The sequence below is a fragment of the Paenibacillus sp. FSL R7-0313 genome, from assembly GCF_037969885.1.
In the GTDB taxonomy this organism is placed as follows: Bacteria; Bacillota; Bacilli; order Paenibacillales; family Paenibacillaceae; genus Paenibacillus.
Map to the genome: position 1 here is coordinate 5,121,764 of NZ_CP150219.1, position 19,612 is coordinate 5,141,375.

The 19,612-nt window shown below is 44.3% G+C and carries 11 protein-coding genes; 2 read left to right on the forward strand and 9 right to left on the reverse strand.

What is annotated here, in order from left to right; genetic code table 11:
• Positions 1-79 precede the first annotated feature (79 nt).
• The 5 genes from NSQ38_RS22210 to NSQ38_RS22230 all read right to left on the reverse strand — a co-directional run bounded on the left by NSQ38_RS22210 (position 80) and on the right by NSQ38_RS22230 (position 7,907).
• Complete coding sequence (locus NSQ38_RS22210) at positions 80-727, reverse strand: hypothetical protein (protein WP_036608371.1); 648 nt, start codon at positions 725-727, stop codon at positions 80-82.
• Between the two features lie 307 nt (positions 728-1,034).
• Positions 1,035-2,516 (reverse strand): DHA2 family efflux MFS transporter permease subunit, encoded by a 1,482-nt coding sequence (locus NSQ38_RS22215; protein ID WP_051447104.1) that lies wholly within the window; start codon positions 2,514-2,516, stop codon positions 1,035-1,037.
• 68 nt (positions 2,517-2,584) lie between these two features.
• A complete protein-coding gene (locus NSQ38_RS22220; RefSeq protein WP_036608373.1) occupies positions 2,585-3,172 on the reverse strand; it encodes a TetR/AcrR family transcriptional regulator in 588 nt (195 codons plus the stop codon).
• A gap of 262 nt (positions 3,173-3,434) precedes the next feature.
• A complete protein-coding gene (locus tag NSQ38_RS22225; protein ID WP_339784082.1) occupies positions 3,435-6,689 on the reverse strand; it encodes a cytochrome P450 in 3,255 nt (1,084 codons plus the stop codon).
• 297 nt (positions 6,690-6,986) lie between these two features.
• Positions 6,987-7,907 (reverse strand): NAD(P)/FAD-dependent oxidoreductase, encoded by a 921-nt coding sequence (locus NSQ38_RS22230; RefSeq protein WP_339790643.1) that lies wholly within the window; start codon positions 7,905-7,907, stop codon positions 6,987-6,989.
• 462 nt (positions 7,908-8,369) lie between these two features.
• Here NSQ38_RS22230 and cyoE point away from each other — a divergent pair, with 462 nt between their 5' ends.
• On the forward strand, positions 8,370-9,299 hold the full coding sequence (gene cyoE / locus NSQ38_RS22235) for a heme o synthase (protein ID WP_036608378.1): 930 nt from the start codon (positions 8,370-8,372) through the stop codon (positions 9,297-9,299).
• A 114-nt stretch (positions 9,300-9,413) separates the two neighbouring features.
• Here the strand turns inward: cyoE and NSQ38_RS22240 are convergent, their stop codons facing one another.
• From NSQ38_RS22240 to NSQ38_RS22250, 3 genes are all read right to left on the reverse strand, one after another.
• Positions 9,414-11,183: an ABC transporter ATP-binding protein gene (locus tag NSQ38_RS22240; protein WP_339784083.1), complete on the reverse strand. Its 1,770-nt coding sequence runs from the start codon at positions 11,181-11,183 to the stop codon at positions 9,414-9,416.
• Positions 11,180-12,925: an ABC transporter ATP-binding protein gene (locus tag NSQ38_RS22245; protein WP_339784084.1), complete on the reverse strand. Its 1,746-nt coding sequence runs from the start codon at positions 12,923-12,925 to the stop codon at positions 11,180-11,182. The genes NSQ38_RS22240 and NSQ38_RS22245 overlap by 4 nt, the downstream gene beginning before the upstream one ends.
• 617 nt (positions 12,926-13,542) lie before the next feature.
• Entirely contained in the window at positions 13,543-14,778 is a 1,236-nt protein-coding gene (locus NSQ38_RS22250; protein WP_339784085.1) for an MFS transporter, read from the reverse strand.
• 144 nt (positions 14,779-14,922) lie between these two features.
• Between NSQ38_RS22250 and NSQ38_RS22255 the strand changes: the two genes are divergently transcribed.
• A complete protein-coding gene (locus NSQ38_RS22255; RefSeq protein ID WP_339784086.1) occupies positions 14,923-16,689 on the forward strand; it encodes an ABC transporter substrate-binding protein in 1,767 nt (588 codons plus the stop codon).
• 135 nt (positions 16,690-16,824) lie between these two features.
• Here NSQ38_RS22255 and NSQ38_RS22260 read toward each other — a convergent pair whose 3' ends face one another.
• Positions 16,825-19,452: a PAS domain S-box protein gene (locus NSQ38_RS22260; protein ID WP_339784087.1), complete on the reverse strand. Its 2,628-nt coding sequence runs from the start codon at positions 19,450-19,452 to the stop codon at positions 16,825-16,827.
• Between the last annotated feature and the right edge of the window lie 160 nt (positions 19,453-19,612).

A 19,612-nucleotide genomic window follows, 5' to 3' on the forward strand; every position in this document is an offset into this window, starting at 1 on the left:
TGCTAAAGTAAGGCTATGTTATATCATGAAAGAAACCCCAAAGGTATCTCTAATATCTTTGGGGTTTTAAGTATGAGATTTATTGTGCTATCGCCAGTCTTGGCCGTTGGGACCTGAAATCGCTGAAAGCTTGTTCGATCTCTAATGCAGTCAACTGGTGACGATAAAAGTACTGTTCCATCGCCTCCATTTCGGTACGATCGCCATTGTAGATGTTATCAATTCTTCGAATGACCTGGTTATATAAGCTCTCACGTCTGGAGTTCACAGGTTCACACAACCAAAAGTCTGTTCTTTTCACATCACCTGTCTCCGTCCATAGCAAATTCTCATATCGGATGACATCCCAGTCCCAATATCCAGCATGAATCTGCTGAAGTTCCGTCGTAAACATATCGTATATCAAGTTGGGAGGAATATGTCCATATGTCACACGGTACTCTTTCAGTTTGAATGCTTCAATCCACTCTGTCAGGGTGTACTCACCTGGTGAATACGCATACAATTTAGGTGCATAAGAATTACTCTGCAGTGCCCTAAGTGCCTCACTTTCTAACTCCCCATCCAATCTTGCACGTGAAGCATATACCTTGAGACAATAGTTTTGCAATCTATATACGACGGAGCTATTACTAATAAGCGAAGCCTGTAGAGTGAGATGGCCGTTTTTTTCGTAGTGCAACAGCATCTTTTCAATGTTATTGCTAATGGGATTGATGATAATCATAACGATGTCTCCTTGAGTGAAAATAAAATATAAACCGTTTTCGAATTGGTTAAAAATTGTACTAATACATTCTATATTACCCTTTTATATTAGTATGAACATATACAATTTTGCCGGAACATGAAGTATTTGCTCTGAAATTCATTCTTTAAACCGCCGTATTCCAGCTACATTTTTACTCTAATGGCTGTAACCCGTTTCACGTCAACACCGAAAAAAGATAGATACGCAAAAAAAAGCGATGCGCCCTTAGAGTTAAGGGACATCGCTCTTATACAATATCTAATTATTATTGTTACTTAATGAATTAATGCATTGGACCTTGTTGTCCTGGCGTTGATCCTACTTTGACCCGTTTCACGAAGAGTGAAGCAATCAGGCCGATAATCGACAGAACTAATGCGAATACAAAAGCATTCTGTACACCTGACGTGAAACCTGCCAGTTGATTTTCTGGACTTTCCGGATTCGCCACTCCGCTCAAAAAGCGGGATTGTCCTGCGCTCAGTATACTTACCGCAACAGCCGTACCGATCGCTCCGGATACCTGTTGCAACGTATTCATGATGGCAGTACCGTGAGGATAATACTCACGGGGCAATTGGTTCAGACCATTCGTCTGTGCAGGCATCATAATCATCGAGATTCCGACCATCATGAACACATGCAGCGTAATGATTTTCGCCAGTGTTGTTGTAGGTGTAATTCCAGTGTACATGAAGAGTACAATCGTTACGATAGTCAGACCAATAATCACAAGCCACTTTGGACCGAACTTGTCAAACAGTCGACCCATAACCGGAGACAGTAAACCATTCAGCAAACTGCCCGGCAATAGAACCAGTCCGGCAGTTAACGCGGTAACGGCCATACCTTGTTGCAGATACATTGGCAGGATCAGCATGGATGACAGCATCATCATCATACAGATGAATATCAGGATCAGACCAATCGTGAACATCGGATATCGGAATGCACGCAGATCCATCATTGGCTGCTTCATTCTTAGCTGACGGATACTGAATAACAGCAAGGACAACACACCAATAACGAGAGTGGCAACAACGACCGGACTTGTCCAGCCTCCGCCAGTTTCCCCGTGTCCCCCTGCGCTACTGAAGCCGTATACGATACCACCAAAACCAAGGGTAGAAAGGATAATGGACAGTACGTCAATTTTGGGCTTGGTCAATTTCGAAATATTAGGCAAGAACAACAAACCGCATACCAGTGAGATCAGGAAGAACGGCAAGGAGATCCAGAAGATCCAATGCCAGCTCAGATTAGCCAGAATCAGACCGGAGATACTCGGACCGCTTGCTGGTGCAAACATGATAACCAAACCGATCAATCCCATGGCCGCGCCACGTTTTTCAATCGGGAAAATAACCAATATGGTGTTAAACATCAGTGGCAACAACAGAGCTGTACCTATCGCCTGTAGTACCCGTGCCACCAACAGAATTTCGAAGCTAGGTGCAAGTGCAGCAACAAATGTTCCTGCAATCGAGAAAATCAAAGATGTTGTAAACAGCTGTCTTGTGGTAAACCACTGCAACAGCATGCCGGATACCGGTACCAGGATTCCCAACACAAGCAAGTAACCTGTAGTTAACCATTGAATCGTTGTAGGACCTACTTCCAGTAGAGCCATAAGTGGCGTCAATGCCACGTTTAATGCCGTTTCTCCAAACAGACCAATAAAGCCGCTCAGCAGCATTGCGAACAAAATCGGAAATACCTTGTATTGCTTTGTTTCTTGTTGATTCTGTGCAGAATCAGCCTTCATGGAAACCTCCACGATCCCATCCTCCTCAAACGTATCGAACTTTCTTTTTCTCTATCTCTTGGTATAAATTATTGAATCTGTTTGGCGTTCTTCGTCACAACCGACAAATACTCAGCAGCCGTCAGCAGAGGCTGTTTATCCTGATTCGTCAGGCTGATAATCAGTGCTCCCTCCATCAAAGAAATGATCAGAAGTGCCGTCTCCCGCGCCTTCTCTTCACCAACACCATCCAGAATCAGATGTTTCTTAATGACATCCTGCCAATCTGCAAATACACCCTGACATGCAATACGCAACTGCTGACTAATACACGATGTCTCCACAGCTGCCCAGAAGCTGAATGGCAGAAATCCGGTAAACCCGGCTGCTTCTGTTTCATGAGCCAAATCATGAATAAATCTCTGAATGGCATCCCCCGTATTGTCGTGGGCTGCAAATGTTTTCTCAAATGTCTGCAGGATATGTTCATTGGCTTTTTGAATACACTCGTGCGCGAGCTCTTCCTTGCCATGCGGGAAATAATGATACAACGACCCTTTCGGCGTACTACTCTCTTTGATGATCTGATTCAGACCGGTCGCATGATATCCTTGTGAAAAAAACAGTCTCGCTGCTGTGCTGACAATAGACTCTCTAGCATTAGACTTTTCACTCAACGAAAGCCACTTCCTTCAAATAATTATAACAATCGGTCTATATAATTAAACTCGTTCAGATAAGGACTGTCAATCATTTTTATTTCAAATTTTAATGTAAACGCTAACAGTTCAGGAGTGAGAAAATGAACCGAGCGACGGCTCATGGTGAGATCATCATAACAGCCGCTAATTTGGAGACAAAACTCCAGATTAAGCGGCTGTTTGTTAGCTTGAATATATTAAGGACTGTATATTAGTAGATATTGGAGTCATCTCCGTCTTAATGTACTTCCTCATGCACAGCTTTAGGAGTTTCAACTGTTCGTTTATTACCTGCCCACACGTCTTGCACGTAGCGTCCTTCGGCCTGAAGCTGAATGAGCCAGTTTTTCGCTTGCTGCATCGTTGCTCCATGCACCTCCTGATATGCTTGTTGTAAAGTCTCTTCTACCGCAGGAGCCATCAGGCTTCCATCCCCGCATACGTAGAGTTTTCCTTTGTTCATCAGCATGTGAATTAACTTTTCGGAATCTTCCTTCATCAGATGCTGTACATACGTTTTGGGCTTGCCTTCTGCACGAGAAAAAGCAGTGTGTAGCTTAACGATCCCTTCCCTTTCGTATTGCTCAATCTCCTGACGATATATGAAATCTGAATCATTCCTGCACCCAAAGAACAAATGCGCCTCACTCAGTGGCAAACCTCTCTGTTTCATGACAGCTCTCGCCTGGAGGAAACCTCTGAACGGTGCAACCCCCGTCCCCGGTCCCACCATGATCATCGGTACGTCAGCCTCTTTCGGCAAATAAAATTCGGATTCCGGCGTACGCACAAACATCAGAATACGTTCTCCGGATGGACAACCGGCAAGGTACGATGAAGCAACTCCCTGGTATTCGCCTTTGCCACTCCATGCAGGCTCTCTTACTACCGATACGGTTATGCTCGCTTGCTCTGAATTCAGGCTTGGCGAACTGGATATTGAATAATATCTGGGCTTGAGTGGAGGCAATAGTTCAAGGAACCTTTCGAATGGCAGTTCACACGCCTCATACTTTTCTAGCAGGTCCAACATGGTGATTCGATTGGCAAGAATATAATCCTTGTAGCTGTTTTCATCCAACATGCCTTCCAGTTCACGCTTATGAGGTGGACATACCGTATGATTGGCTAACTCCTGCAACTGTGTTCTGGTAGCTGGTGTCTGCAATTCCACACAGTGAGTGAGCAACTCATGTAGCTCGACGGGACGGTTCAATGGAAGATGTGTAAGGTGGCTGACGTCCGAAGTTAATTGGATCTGAATATCCCTACTTAGTGAGAACCGACTGAGTATCCGATCCACATTCTGCTTCTGGTTGCTAGGCAACACGCCGAGATGGTCGCCTTCTCTATAACTCATGCCTTCAGGCAGTAACACTTCGATGTGACGCGTGCTTCTTCCACTTCCCAGCGCCTGAAGCTCTTTATTGACTACAACCGTGGCATAGCTGGCATCATAAGTTTGTGCAAGTGGCATCTCTGCTTTCTCATGGACAATCTCCATTTGAAGTCTGCTTGTGCTTGGTAGGGTTGGCTTCACTACTTCCGCGTTGATCCCCAGAGCATTCAACACCTGCGGCCACAACATATGCTGCCACGTCTCAACTTGTTTCTCCATATCACCTCCGGCATCGGCTTCACCGCGGGATAACAGTCTTTTACCTCCCAATCCTTCAAGCTTCTCATCTATCAATCGAGGAATACTCTGATACGTCCCGGACCAACTCCGATCTCCACAGCCCAGAACGGCATAGTTCACATCCCTTGCTTCCTCTGCCCCCGCACCATTCAACCAGTCTACAAATGCCGTAGCATTTTGCGGAGGTTTACCATTATACGAAGCAGTGACGATGAGAACGACACCCTGACGAGGTAAGCGGCCCATCCACTCATTCAGAGTGGCTGCTTCGCTTGGGATTCCATACGAACGACCTTTCACCACAAGCTCTCTGGCAATGCCTTCTGCCGTTCCGAGATTGGAACCATATAACACCAGGAGCGAAGGGTTACCATCTGCTTCACCGGCCAGGGTATCTCCCATTTGACTGGAACTTGCTACGTCTTTATGAACATCAGGAGCAGGTTTCTCTTCCATAGATCTGGTAGACTTATTCATCTTTTGTGACACTTCACGCGCTTTCACCTGGATTCTGAAGTCTCCCGGCTTCAACGTCAGCGTCTGTTTAACATCCAATTCATAATTGCTGTAATCGATCAGCTCAAAATGTTTGAGGACCATGCCAAGCACAAGTGTTGCTTCATATAAAGCAAACTGCATGCCGATACACGCTCTCTCCCCATTACCAAAAGGTTTATATGCATGGTGAGGTACTTTCGTTGTATCTTCAAATCGCTCTGGACGGAAAAGTTCCGCATCCTCTCCCCATGCCTCTTTGTCACGGTGAAGCTGAGGCAGAAGAATACTGCAACTTTCCCCTTTCTTCAAGGGATATCTGCCACCTATAACCGTGTCTTCTTTTGCATATACGTCAAATCCCGGAGCGGTTGGCCATAAACGTAGCGATTCACTGATAATCATGCGAATGTAGGAAAGCTGAAGAATTTCCTCGTACTGTGGTGAGTCACTGACCAATATCTGATCCACCTCGTCATACGCCTTTTGAAGAGATTCCGGATTTTTCAGTAGAAAGTAAAGAGCAAAAGATAACAAACCACTCGTTGTTTCATGTCCGGCAATGAGAAACGTAATAATCTGATATCGGATGTTCTCATCATCCAGCATTTCTCCAGTCTCCGGATCTTTGCCATTCAGCATACGTGCGAGCAAGTCGACCTCTTCGGGTGCTGAACTCGCTTTACGTTCCTCTATAATCTGATCTACCAGAGAGAACATCGTCTGAATATCCTCTTGGAACTGTCGCTTGGTTTTCACCATAAGCAGATTCTGAATTTTCAAACGGGAACTCTTCTGCATCGCTTCATTCAGCGCCCTAACCATGCTTTCAATAAAAGGACTGTGGTCCTGTCTGTAAAAGCTGTTAAACCGATAATTGAATCCACATAGTCCAATGGTATCCAACGTAAGCCGTGTCATATCATCCGCAACATCAATCGTATCGTTGGAATTGAGGCGTGCCCACTTGTTGATCAACTGTTCGGCAATATCAACCATCATGGGATGATAACCTTTCATGGCCTGTTTGCTAAAAGTGGGAAGCAGAATGTTATGGGCCTTTTTCCAGTTGGGCTCTGATGTTCTGCTTGTAAATAAACCATCGCCTCCAAAGGCACGTACATTTTCGAGTTCATTGTATACATATTTGTCAAAACGGGACACATCACATAACTCAGCGACAAGATCTGGTCCAGATACGATTAAACCGGAATAACCGGGAACGGTAAGTCGATATATCGGTCCATGCTGTTCAGCCAGAACACCTAGCGACAACGTTGGTTTATTTTTATCAATCAAGGGCAAATTGCCAAGTGGTCCATACATTTTGGGTTGTGGAATATAAGTTGCATCACTCATGATGATCACCTCTTAACTGTACGCCGTGGAGCAAAGTATTCGTTAGCCATATGATGGCTGTTCTGCTTTCATTCATAAGTGATCTCTCCTTTGATGATTATATAATTGATAGTAATATGTATCATTTGATAATACAATAAACCATAATTGATTTAATATCAAATTTTCTTCCGGCTGAATTACTTTCTATTGAATCGTTCAACGTTTAAGTTGATAACAATAAATAGAGGATTGCATATGCAATCCCCTAATTTATGAACCTATGACGCCATGGTTCTATTCACTTATTCATTTATTCTAATGATGACTTGGCTCATCCCACTTCTCGAAATTCAATTCATTATTAATGCTTACCGCAGACAATGCCCCCAGAGACGCAGCCGTGATTGCCTGATACATCTCGGAAGCTGCATCACCAGCACTGTATACACCCGATACGGATGTTTTGCCGGAAGCATCAACGATAACCGTTCCCGACTCTGTAATTTCACAACCGATGGCTCTCGGCAGTTCTGATCCGGTGAACAGTTTGGGTTGGAAGAAAACTCCTGTGCATGCAATCGCTGTACCGTCATTCAGTATAACTTGTTTTACCATCCCTTCTTCAGAGTCAATGGATTGAATCGGTGCATTGAATACAGTAACATTATGCCGCTTCAGCTCTTCACGCTGCTCATCGGTTAAGGAATCTGATCCATTCGTACAGATCGTATAACGTTCTGTCCAGCCGGATATGACTTTTGCCATATGTAATGCCTTATCTCCACTAACGATGATGACCAGCGACTGGTCTCTTAACTCCCATCCATCACAATATGGACACACAAACGCACTTTTGCCGTAAACCTCTGTTAATCCGTTAATATCCAGAGGCAGATCTTTCTTCCCTACTGCAAACAAAATCTTTTTTGTGCGATATCTTGCCCCATGTGTAGTCTTGACTTCAAAATCACCATCGCTACCTGTTACAGCTGTTGCCGTATCAGATGCAAATTGAACTGAGGGATACGCTTCAATCTGTTCTTTGGCAGCTTTCCGGAATTCACGTGGACTTGCCCCATCTCTTGTCACAAACCCATGAGTCTCCCTTGTAACCCAGTTACGCGGTGTCTCATCATCAATGACCACGACGTTCTTACGTGCCCTGCCGAGTACAAGCGCCGCATTAAGCCCCGCTGGTCCTCCACCAATAATAAGTACATCCAAGAGTTGATTCATATTACTCATATTATTCACCCTTTCCAGACATTTAATATCTCTAATTATGTTTTAAAAATAACCTCCGCTTTCTCTTAAAGAAGATAATTCGGAGATTACAAGAACTATTTCAAAAAAAGACCATTAAAGATATCTTATATCTACAATAAACAAATCTTAAACTTTTTGCAACATATATCTTTATCTATCTTCTTCAATCCAGCCTGTGTGAGTTGAACAAAAGAACATTTACACTTACACTATAATGACAGAACAAACTTCACATCGCTGTTATCTCCGGATTTTTCGATTCTCTCCTGTAACACAGAAATAATTATTTAACAATTAAAAACAACCTTGTTTTTAAATTGTTCACAATCAAATGACATTATTTTAAATACTAAAACGTTAATTAAATCACATAGTGTATTGAATGGTATAATAGCGACATAATATATAAGTATAGATATAGGAAGTGAGTTCTTGAAAACATTGAATAATGGTTCACAGACCAATATCAGCCTGGAGTATAGCTCGATTCCGAAAGTATTCTTTGATACAATCAAAATTGGAATCATCAAGTCCAACCTGATCGCCATGTTTGCGGGTTTAAGTTTGGCTTTATATGTATTTGATGCTTCAATCTTAGCTAATATTGTACCAATCATCCTTTCCTTTATTGGATCTTCTCTCATTATTGGAGCTGCAGGGGTGTTTAACAACTTGTATGATCGTGATATCGATGCGATCATGGAACGTACGAAGAAACGTCCTACTGTTACGGGACGCGTAGATACCAAGTCGGGTCTGATTCTCGGTATTGCAATCACCATTATCGGGGGCATCATGTTGTACATCGCTTCCCCATCCGCTGCTGTATTCGGTATTTTGGGTCTGTTGCTGTATGTGTTCCCTTACACGATGTGGACCAAACGTACAACGATCTACAATACGGAAGTGGGAAGTCTTTCGGGTGCTGTGCCTCCACTCATCGGTTGGGCAGCCATTTCACCGGAACTGGGTCATTTCGAGATCTGGGCATTGGTTGTTACGATGCTCTTATGGCAAATGCCTCACTTTTACGGGATTGCGATTCGTCGTTTTGACGAATACAAAGCTGCTGGTGTTCCCATGCTACCCGTTGTTAAAGGCATCAGACGAACATACATTCAGACCAATGTGTATCTGGTACTGTTACTGATCTCCAGCTTTTTATTCTGGCCAATGAGTCCATTTGTCGCTATTGTGGCATTTCTGGTTAGCTTGGCCTGGCTCATTCTTAGTGTGGCTACCTTTGATAAGAAAGAAACAGAGAAATGGTCCAAACGGATGTTTATCTTCTCCATTAACCATATCACTATTATCTTCCTGGTCATCATTGCGTATTCCTTGATTGCTCAAATGATGAGATAAAAATATTCCATCTTTCCACTCGTTATAACGATAAAAGCCTTACAGACTGTACTCTTGCAAGGAGTCGCCTGTAAGGCTTTTTTTGCTTTTTATTATCTTTTCAAAATTGTAAAGCTATCCAACTTTGGCGGGGGTTTGCTCCCCTTGCCACAGCAGCTGCATCTCTTCATTGGTGGCAAGCAGTTCGGCCAAACTTCCCTCGGCTTCAATGCGTCCATCTTTCATCACAATAATGTGATCTGCTTTGGAAAGTGCTGCCCTGCGGTGAGAAACTGCAATGCAGGTGACATCCGGCTCTTGGAAAAGCCCTTCCCATACTTGTTGTTCTGTCTCCACATCCAGTGCACTGGACAGGTCATCAAAGATAAACAGGTCCGCCTCCGTCATTAACATGCGTCCTGTGGCCGCGCGCTGAATCTGCCCGCCTGACAGCATCACCCCTCTTGGACCAACCGGGGTCTCAAGCCCCTGATCCAGATGTTTGATATCCTTCTCCATCACAGCCAGACGAATGGCTTTTTCCAGCGCTTGCTCGGTGTTACCCTGTTTGCCCTGGACGATATTTTCTTTCAACGTATCACTAAAAAGTCTTGGTACTTGCGGGGTATACGCGGCTCTAGGCGGCATCAGGAACGTGGCTGGATCAACAGCTGCTCCATTCCAGTGAATGTCCCCTTTTTGTTTGGGTAACAGTCCAAGAAGTGTGCGTACAAGCGTTGATTTACCTGATCCGATCCGTCCTGTAATCACAAGAAATTGTCCACGTTTCAGACGGAAACTGATCTCTTCTATGCCATTTGCAGAATTCGGATATTGATAAGTCAGCTTATTCACCTCAAGAGATTGCAACTTCTCTTTAGGGTCCCTCTGTTCACTTACAAGCTCCGGCGGATCTTCATACAGATAGATTTCCCTTGAATCCATGATCTGGTCTTCTTCCCCTGGGCGGAATAGCTTACGCATACGATCATAGGATACCTTGAGCCTTTTGTGCTGAAACACCATATAACCAAACAGTGAAATGCTAAATCCGATATTGGCAAGATAACTTGTGAATAAGGCAAAATCACCTACGGTAAAGTTCCCTGCTTTCATCTCAGCTGCACACATCAGTAGAATCAGTCCGGTACAGATACTTAGCACATGCTGATTCATTGATCTCATCCACTGCTTGAACAGATTGTCTCGAAGTGCAGCCTGACGACGATCTTCATTCAACTGGTTGAAACGTGAAGAGACATTCTCTTCGGCCTGACCCAGTTTCAGGGCTTGCACTGCTCCAAACGTTTCCGCAATAAAACTGGTAATTCGCCCAGTCGCTTCACGATTAACCTGTGCATACTTCCGAGCCCGATTTCCGGACAGGTTGTTAAGTAAGGTAACGACCACCAATGGCAGCACGGCAACCAATGTGATCTGCCAATTAATGTTCGCCATAATGACGATGGATACAACGGCAAATACGAGCCGTCCCCAGAAATCTACCCATGATTCTACATACTCGACGACTTCATCCACATCATCCCGAAAGCGACTCATCGCTTCCCCTGGTGAAGCCGGAAGATTACGTCCCGGCCAGCGCATGATCGCTGCGAGCATGTTGGTTCGCAAAATCGCCTGAACATGATACAGATACGTAACCCATGCATAGAAGGCTACAAAAAATGTGCCCACCCGTGCCATTCGGACCAAAGCAATGAAGATGAGCGGCACAGCAAGCCACATGTAGTCATTAGAACCCGCTGTCGTTCGATCAAAAAACCACTGCATCCCGATCCCGATAGCTAACGGCAAGGAATGAAATATACACCATAACAATCCGTTGATTACAAATAACAAAGCCCTGAATCGAAACAAACGGCCTATAAATCCTGCTACAGTCATGCCAATTCCTCCTCTCGACCTGTAATGAGCAGTCTGGCATAATGAGATGCCGGGTTACTGGCAAGTTCTTCTCTCGCTCCAAACTCCAGTACCTTTCCATCCCCGAGCACCATAATCCGGTCAACTTTCTCCAGCGTAGCCAGTCGGTGAGCAATAATGACTCCGGTGGATTTTTTCATTAACTGATCAATTGCAGATTGCAGCATACCTTCGGTCGCAGCATCGAGACGTGACGAAGGCTCATCCAGAATAACCAGACTTGGTTCGGTCAGGAATACGCGGGTTAAGGCAAATAACTGTGCTTCCCCTGCTGACAATGAAGCTCCACCTGCAGCCAGATACGTATCAAGTCCTTCTGGTTGTGAATTAATCCATTGGCTAAGTCCAAGGCGATCCGTCGTCTCCTTGATCATCTGATCCGATACATCTCCATTGAACAGGGTCAGATTGTCACGCAGCGTGCCATCAAACAACTGCACATCCTGTGTCACCATACCCACCCGGCGATAGAGTGCTTGTAATGAAAGCTTTGTGATATCCGTTCCACCTACACGGATCGTACCCCGATCCAGATTGTAAAGCCGGAGAAGAACACGACTAAGACTCGATTTGCCGCTACCTGTGCGACCGATGATTCCCAGACGTTCACCAGGCTTAATAGCAAAAGTAATGTCCTGCAATACCGGTTTATCCTGGTTATAACTGAAGTGCACCTGACTGAATTCCAACCCAAGCGGTCCTTCCGGCAATTGCTCCTCTTTGCCCTCTTCAATCACACTGCGCATGGACAACAGCTCTCTGGAGCGCAGCATGCCTGATTTTGCTTTTTGGAACTCCTGCACCTGATCTCCAAGCATCTCAATCGGATCATTCAGCATCTGCGTATATTGGTAGATCAGAAATAATGTTCCGATACTGATTAGACCTTCCATATAATAATGCACACCCAGCAAAAGCACCGCAGTGACCGCCAGAGCGAACAGAACTACTGTGGTATTCCACGGAATAACCCGAAGCAGCCAGGCTTTTCTTCCCTTACGGAATACCGTGCGCATCGTGCGGTAAAAGCGGTTCATCACATACGGCACATGACCATTCGCTTGCACATCTTCAATCCCGGCAATACGTTCTTCAATTAATCCGAACAGAGCAGCACTTGCCGCCCGCTCATTTTTGGAAGAGTCCACGCCCAGATTTCGGATGAAGACCATGAACAGGATCGATAATAATGTGAACACGGTCATAACCACAGCAATAGGCACATTAACGCTGAACATAAACCCGAGAATTCCGGCCAGCAGTACAAAACTCCCGATCACCTGCACAATGAACATCGCGAAAAAATTGGAGATGCTCGTTACGTCACCATCCACACGTTCAATCATCTCACCAGGTGTTTTCTCATTATGAAAACGCATATCGAGACGCAGACAGTGCTTCAGCAGATCTCCGCGCAGTTGATTCGTGGCCCGCCAGGCCACATCATTCCCCAAATAACTTACCGCTACCGTGATGAGTTGATTAAACACGGCAACAACCAGAAATATTCCTGCGAGTTGAACAAGATTGGTGAGGACTCCCCCACTTGCTGCTGTATCGATAAATCGTTTGATGATCTGTGGATTCAAGAGCTGAAGCCCCGTTGATGTGAGCAACATGATTAAAAGTAAGGCCAGCCGTCCTTTGACTGGTTTTAGATAGCGCAGCAGCCATGACATGGAGCTTTTCTCTGTTTTGGGCACAGGTCCCACCTCTTTATTGGTTTATTTATATAAAGTGAACTAAAGAACTTTACACTGAAACTACGATGACAGAATAACCTTTTGGTCGCTGTTATCCCCACTAGGATGAGTCATACATAATGACATTAAAATCGGGATTTCCCGCCCATAATTGATATGTAGAACGTAATTTGACCATTGTACATTCTCCTTTTTAACAAGTTAGTTTTTTATAAAATAACGCTCCAAACGCTCCTTTCCATGTGAACGGATTGGTGGAATGCATGCAAAAAAGCCATAGATGAACTAATGTTCATCTACAGCTTGTAACCAAAAGAGACCGGATGAAATGCAAAGCATTTCCCGTATCTCCTCTGCATCGCAATAATGATGAGCGTCCACGACAGGGGTGCACAAACATGACTGTCCCAACGCGATCATTGCAAAATAATTGGATTAATGTCACTATGCTCATGCGTATTCAGTTATCGATTCGAAATCTGTATAGGCATAAACATAATCATCATCCCACCCGTTTCACATATTTGTTGTTTATTGTATTCGCTGGACTAACATTCGTCAAGATAATTTTAACTGAATTGTTATTTAATTCATGTCATTAATCTTTTCAACTTCCGCTACATACTTAATGATGTGGATTCGGCTTGCTTCTCTCTAACAACAAGACGTCTATGTGCGATCAGAAGAAAAGGTACTCCCAGTGCAGTCGTCAGCGCAATAGGTACAAAAACGGCCAGCCCATTCTCCGCTCCAAATTGACTTAGCAACAACCCTCCCATGACAGGAGCAATGACACTACCAATATTATTAAAGCCGATGGTACCGAAATACGTCCCTTTCCATTCCGGCTTTGCAATCCGGTCGATGAGCATATCCATCATCGTGAACAACAATACTTCCCCAATTGTAAATAGTATGACACTCATCATCATCATGAGTACACCTTCAGCGATTCCGACCATCATCAGACTGGTTGCAACCAGCAGGTTACCCACAATGAGAGGAACAAGCGGTGGAAAGTTTCGGAAGGTTCGCACAAGAGGATACTGAATAATCAGTACCGTCACGGCATTCAGGGACAGCATGTACGAGAACATCTGGCTTCCATTTTCAAAGATCGGGCTCCTCGCCAAGTACTGTGCCAACGTAGAACTAAAGTGCCCGTAACCCAGAACACAAAATGTGGTACCGATTAATACTGGCAAAAACACCCGGTCGCGGCCGGTGGTCATAAGTGCTTCACGCAAACGTGGTGCGGTTGCCTGATGAGGCTCTGGCAGATTGGCATGCTGTAGCTTGAATTGTAGAAATAGCACAAGTCCATAGACTATGTATACCAAGCCGGAAATCACAAATGGGAACGTTGATTCAGATGATCCCAGCTGAAATCCGATAATTGGCCCAAAGACCACACCGAGATTAATTGCAGCATATCTGAGGTTGAACACCAGCAATTTGTTCTCTGGAGAAGTAATATCCGATAACAGTGCTCTGGAGGTGGGCTCAAATACTGCGCGGCATAATCCGTTTAACGTATTGGCAACAAAGAACACCCATAGATGCTCTGCTGCTGAAAAGATGAAAAACACACCTGCCCAACTAAATACCGAGATTAACATCACGATTTTGCGCCCGATCCGGTCCGAAATATAACCTCCATAAAAGCTGACCATTACACCTGCCAGCGAGCTAACGGCCACAGTAATACCGGTCTGGGTCGGTGTAGCTTCTAGTACACGTGTCAGATAGATGGATAGAAACGGGATACTCATTGACGTCACAAGACGTCCAAACATGGTTCCGATAATGATCGTCCATGCCAAGGGGTGAATTTGCCTTAAATATTGCTTCATGCGAACTTCTCCTATTCTTTCTAATGCTTCAAAAGCGGACTTTTTGAACTACCTCTTTTAATGTATAATTGTAAGGATAAAAGGGGGAAAGAAAAGTGTAAACATATGATCACACTTTTCACCTTTAATAGAGGAGTCATGACCATGGATACCCTACATACACACTTTATAAGGCTCGCCGGGGCCGAACAGCTTTCATTCAAGCTCCATGAACCTGTAGCTGTAACCATTGATAGCTTGTCCGCTGCCCTGTGCTGCACCCCTCGTAATGTGAAATTCATTCTCAGAAAATTGGAAGAACTGGGCTTCATCCATTGGCAACCGGGACGTGGTCGTGGACATCATTCGAAGCTAACGATGCTGCGCAGCATGAATGAGGCGCTGGAAGCGAGTTTTACCGAACTTTTGGGTAAAGGCAAAATGAAAGACGCCATTGAACTCATCGGAAACGTTCAGATGCATGATTCACTGCGAGAACAGCTCATGCTCTCCCTCCATCAACAGATGGGATTTCACAGCCACGATGAAACTTCCTCAGGTCAGGATATCTTGCGCATCATGAGGTCACGCCAGTTAGGTGATCTGGACCCGGCCTTTGTTTATACTGCATTTGAAACCTATCTGCTGAGCCAGGTCTGTAATACATTAATCACTTATGATGCCAAGACAGAATCTTTCCTGCCAGCACTGGCTCACATGTGGGAGTGCAGCGAGGATCATCGCCTATGGACCTTCTATCTCCGAAAAGGTGTACGTTTCCACAACGGACGTGTCATGACGTCCCGGGATGTTCAAGCGACGTTACAACGATTGATTGATGTGCATAGTCCGTCCATCTGGTTGTATCGGGATATTGAACGTGCGGAAGTAGCTGGTGATTACTGCATCAAGTTTGTTCTACATCGTCCTAATCGGTTCTTCTTGCATCTGTTCAGTTGTATTCGGATGACGATCCTGCCCTACGATTACAATGTAGCCAATACCTTAATTGGTACCGGTCCTTTTCAGATCTCTGAGCTGAATGAAGATGTGCTGGAGCTTACCGCTTTTGATGCGTACTACGGAATCAGGCCACATCTGGATCAAGTCCATTTCTGGTTTGTGCCTGACCTGAGTCCGAATGATCGCTATTATGAGCTACCGGGTACAGATCGATTGAGTGTCACAACAGGCTGTGATCAGACGAACAGTATCAATTACCCGGCGCTTGGTTGTCAGTATATGCTGTTCAATTTTCACAAGGAAGGCATCCATCATCATCCCCTATTTCGACATGCTCTGCGTATCGTCTATGATTCGGTCGCGCTTGTCCGAGATCTCGGTGGGAATCGGATCACACCAGCCAGCAGCTTTCTGCCCTGGAGAAGTGCAGCCCAAGACTGGTCCGCTGCCTCTCTTGAGCATGCTCTTGAACTGCTGCATAACTGTGGGTACCAGGGTGAGACGGTAACATTATCGTATAAGCATAATAAGGATACAGATGTTGCAGAGTGGTTTCAGTGCCGTGCAGCGTCCATCGGTCTGAACATCAGCATGCAAGCCGTTGTGGATTATTTCAACTCAGAGGAAACCACGAACGCACAATTGATCCTCGCTGAAGAGATACTGGAGGAAGATTGGCAGTACGGCATGATTCATTTTTTCAAAAACCTGTCCAACCATTTTCATATGTGTATGTCTCCTGCATTCCAGTCTCTACTGGATGACAAACTGGATCATTTCGCTAAGCTTCATCGGGCAGAACGTACTGCGCTCCTGGATGAAGCTGAAGCCTTGCTACGTGATCACTGCTGGATCTTGCATGGCTGTCACATGAACAAGCAGGCTGAACTGGATCAGAGCATCTTCGGTATGCAGACAGCGGAATTCGGATATATGGACATCTCGAAATTATGGATCAAAAATCCTTAGGGATTTGTGCACAGTCGCATCTGCGGCATACAGGAGTGGACCACGTAATGGAACAGCAAAAAAGCCGGTAGCCTATTGACGATAAGCTAGCGGCTCTATTGCCGATCCATTTTTAGTGCAATCAGAGATTAATATTTAGAGATTATTTTTGATGTAATAGGTCTCCAACACTTGCATAATGGACTCAATTTTAATCGGTTTGCTGACATACGCATCCATGCCTGCCTTCAAACATTTATCCATGTCTCCTCTTAACGCATTTGCAGTTACCGCAATAATGTATGGACAACTCTCGGGGTGCAAAGAATTTTTAATCACTTTTGTCGCTTCGAAGCCATTCAGTCTTGGCATATGCACATCCATGAAGACAATATCATACGAATTGTGTTTGACCGCTTCGACTGCCTCAACACCGTCTGCCACATGATCCACAAAGTGCCCTTTTTTCTCAACGATTCTGCTAAGGACGAGCTGATTCACCTCATTGTCTTCTGCGATTAAAATTCGCAAGGCTGATGTTCTGCTCTTCTTCTGCTGTTGATCCAACCTGTTGTTTTCTTCACCGTTATTTAATTTAAATCGGGCGGTAAATATAAATATTGTACCCGGTTCATCCGATTCCTCAATCCAGATCTCGCCCTGCATAAGCTCCACCAGTTTCTTGCTAATGGCAAGGCCAAGACCGGTCCCTTGGGGTTTGCGGGTCATAAAATTGTCCAGTTGGTAGAAAGGTTCAAATAATTGTTGTTTCCTCTGAGCCGGAATGCCAATGCCCGAATCCTTTACCTGAAAATAAAGCTGCACGTTATTGCTGCACTGCTCCTTAACTCCCACTTTAACTTCCACGCCGCCTTCTAAAGTGAATTTGACCGCGTTGCCGATGATATTGGTAAGTACCTGTTTAAGTCGATAAGCATCACCATACACCGGAGTTGGAATAGCATCTTCTATGCACATACGAACATCCAGCTTTTTTTCACGAGCCAGTGGTTTTACAATTTGCACTGTCTCGGTCACGATCTCTACGAGATCAAAAGGATCTTCAACCAGATCAGTTTTGCCTGATTCGATTTTGGAAAAATCAAGAATATCATTAATGATGGCAAGCAAGGAATCTCCACTCTTCTGGATGATTTCGATATATTCCTTTTGTTCCCCGCTAAGTCCAGGGGTATCCAGGAGCAAATCGGTCATCCCAATTACACCGTTCATGGGTGTGCGGATTTCATGACTCATCATCGCCAAAAATTCACTTTTGGCCTTATTCATTCTCTCCGCCGTTTCTTTGGCTACAAGTAGTTTTTTCTGCTCCGTAATATCCTTCGCAATCAGGTAAAACCCGACATTGGATTGGTTAACAATAATTGGAGCAAGCGTAGCCAAGACTTCTGTCTCAGATCCATCCGTGTGCCGAACAGCGTTGATCTCCTTTTCAGCCATCTCATAATTACTGCCCAGAATCAGACCCAGATTACTGGCTCCGATAAATCTGCTTATACTTGTGTCGATCATTTCAGCCACGGGACAGCCCGTCATTTTCACCGCTACTGGATTTGCATTCATAATATTACCATCCATGTTAAACGAGATAATGGCGTCATGATTGTATTTCTTAAGCGAAGTGTATCGCTCCACAGATTCCTGCAATTTAAATTCGATGCGTTTTCGTTCAGTGATATCCTGTAGTGTTCCGTTTAGCTGGATTGGCTGACGATTCTCATCGAGTGTAATCAATCCGCGCAAGTGAAGATACTTCTCATTTCCATCAGAACTGATGTGTTTGTATTCAAAATCAAGCGGTTCACCCTGTTTTACCCCTGTAATATGTTTTTGTATAGAGGCTATATCTTCGGAATTCATAACATCAAAAACATCACTTATACGATATGGTTTGCAGGTGCGTTCAAGTTCAAAAATCTCAAAGATCTGATCTGAAAATGTAATATGGTCTTTGACCATATCCCATTCCCAACTACCAATGAAGGCAATCCGTTCAGCCTCAGCACTGATATCCTCTTGTTTTTTTCGCTCTGATATATCTCGTCCAATCGTAAGAATCTGTTGTTCATGCTCCGCATCACCAAAGACCTTGTATGTGGTTTCAAACCAAAGATAATGCCCATCTTTGTGGCGGACTCTAATATTCAACAGATTACCTTTAGTCAAATCCATCTGTGAGATCCGTTCCAGATCTTGTGGGTGAAAGGAAGCATTATTGTTTCGGCCGATGACTTCTTCCGGGGAATAACCCAATATTTGTTGGACTGACGGTGAGCAGAACCGACAAACGCCCTCTAAATCAGCAATATAAATGATCTCCTGAGCATGGTCCGTAATAAGTTTGAACACTTCTTCACTATGTAGAAGTTTTTGTTCAGACAGTTTACGATAGGAAATATCAACAATATGGCAAATGAAATAAAGAGGTTCATCGTTAAATTCGCTTCGAACCAAGGAAACATGTATTGAACACCATAAGATGTCACCATTTTTATTGATGTAACGTTTCTCGTATTGATTTTCTTTTGATGTACCTTCACATAGCTCGTAACTACAGATCATATCTTGTGGTGAATCATCCGGATGTGTAATATCCTGATATGTGAGATCCATTAATTCAACACTTGTATAACCTAGCATACAGCAAAAAGCAGGGTTCACTTTCATCCATTGTCCTGTTGGAGCAACGAGTGCAATTCCAATAGGGGCTTGGTTATAGATCTGCTCGAACAATTCATGATGATCGACCTTTTGAACCTGCATTATAAGCTCTCCTTTTGGCATATAAACTTCATGTAAAGATTGTCGAAATCTAACGTTTTTCCTGATATAAGATGTTCTATAAGAATTAGTCAGTTTTAAAACAACAGTACCTGCTTAATACCCAGAAATCCAACTTTTGAAACAAATCTTTTTAAGAGAA

Coding starts and splice junctions, on each gene's coding strand:
- NSQ38_RS22260 (WP_339784087.1), bottom strand. CDS start 19,452: ATGCAGGTTCAAAAGGTCGATCATCATGAATTGTTCGAGCAGATCTAT.
- NSQ38_RS22215 (WP_051447104.1), bottom strand. CDS start 2,516: ATGAAGGCTGATTCTGCACAGAATCAACAAGAAACAAAGCAATACAAG.
- NSQ38_RS22210 (WP_036608371.1), bottom strand. CDS start 727: ATGATTATCATCAATCCCATTAGCAATAACATTGAAAAGATGCTGTTG.
- NSQ38_RS22250 (WP_339784085.1), bottom strand. CDS start 14,778: ATGAAGCAATATTTAAGGCAAATTCACCCCTTGGCATGGACGATCATT.
- NSQ38_RS22225 (WP_339784082.1), bottom strand. CDS start 6,689: ATGAGTGATGCAACTTATATTCCACAACCCAAAATGTATGGACCACTT.
- NSQ38_RS22230 (WP_339790643.1), bottom strand. CDS start 7,907: ATGAATCAACTCTTGGATGTACTTATTATTGGTGGAGGACCAGCGGGG.
- NSQ38_RS22255 (WP_339784086.1), top strand. CDS start 14,923: ATGGATACCCTACATACACACTTTATAAGGCTCGCCGGGGCCGAACAG.
- NSQ38_RS22240 (WP_339784083.1), bottom strand. CDS start 11,183: ATGACTGTAGCAGGATTTATAGGCCGTTTGTTTCGATTCAGGGCTTTG.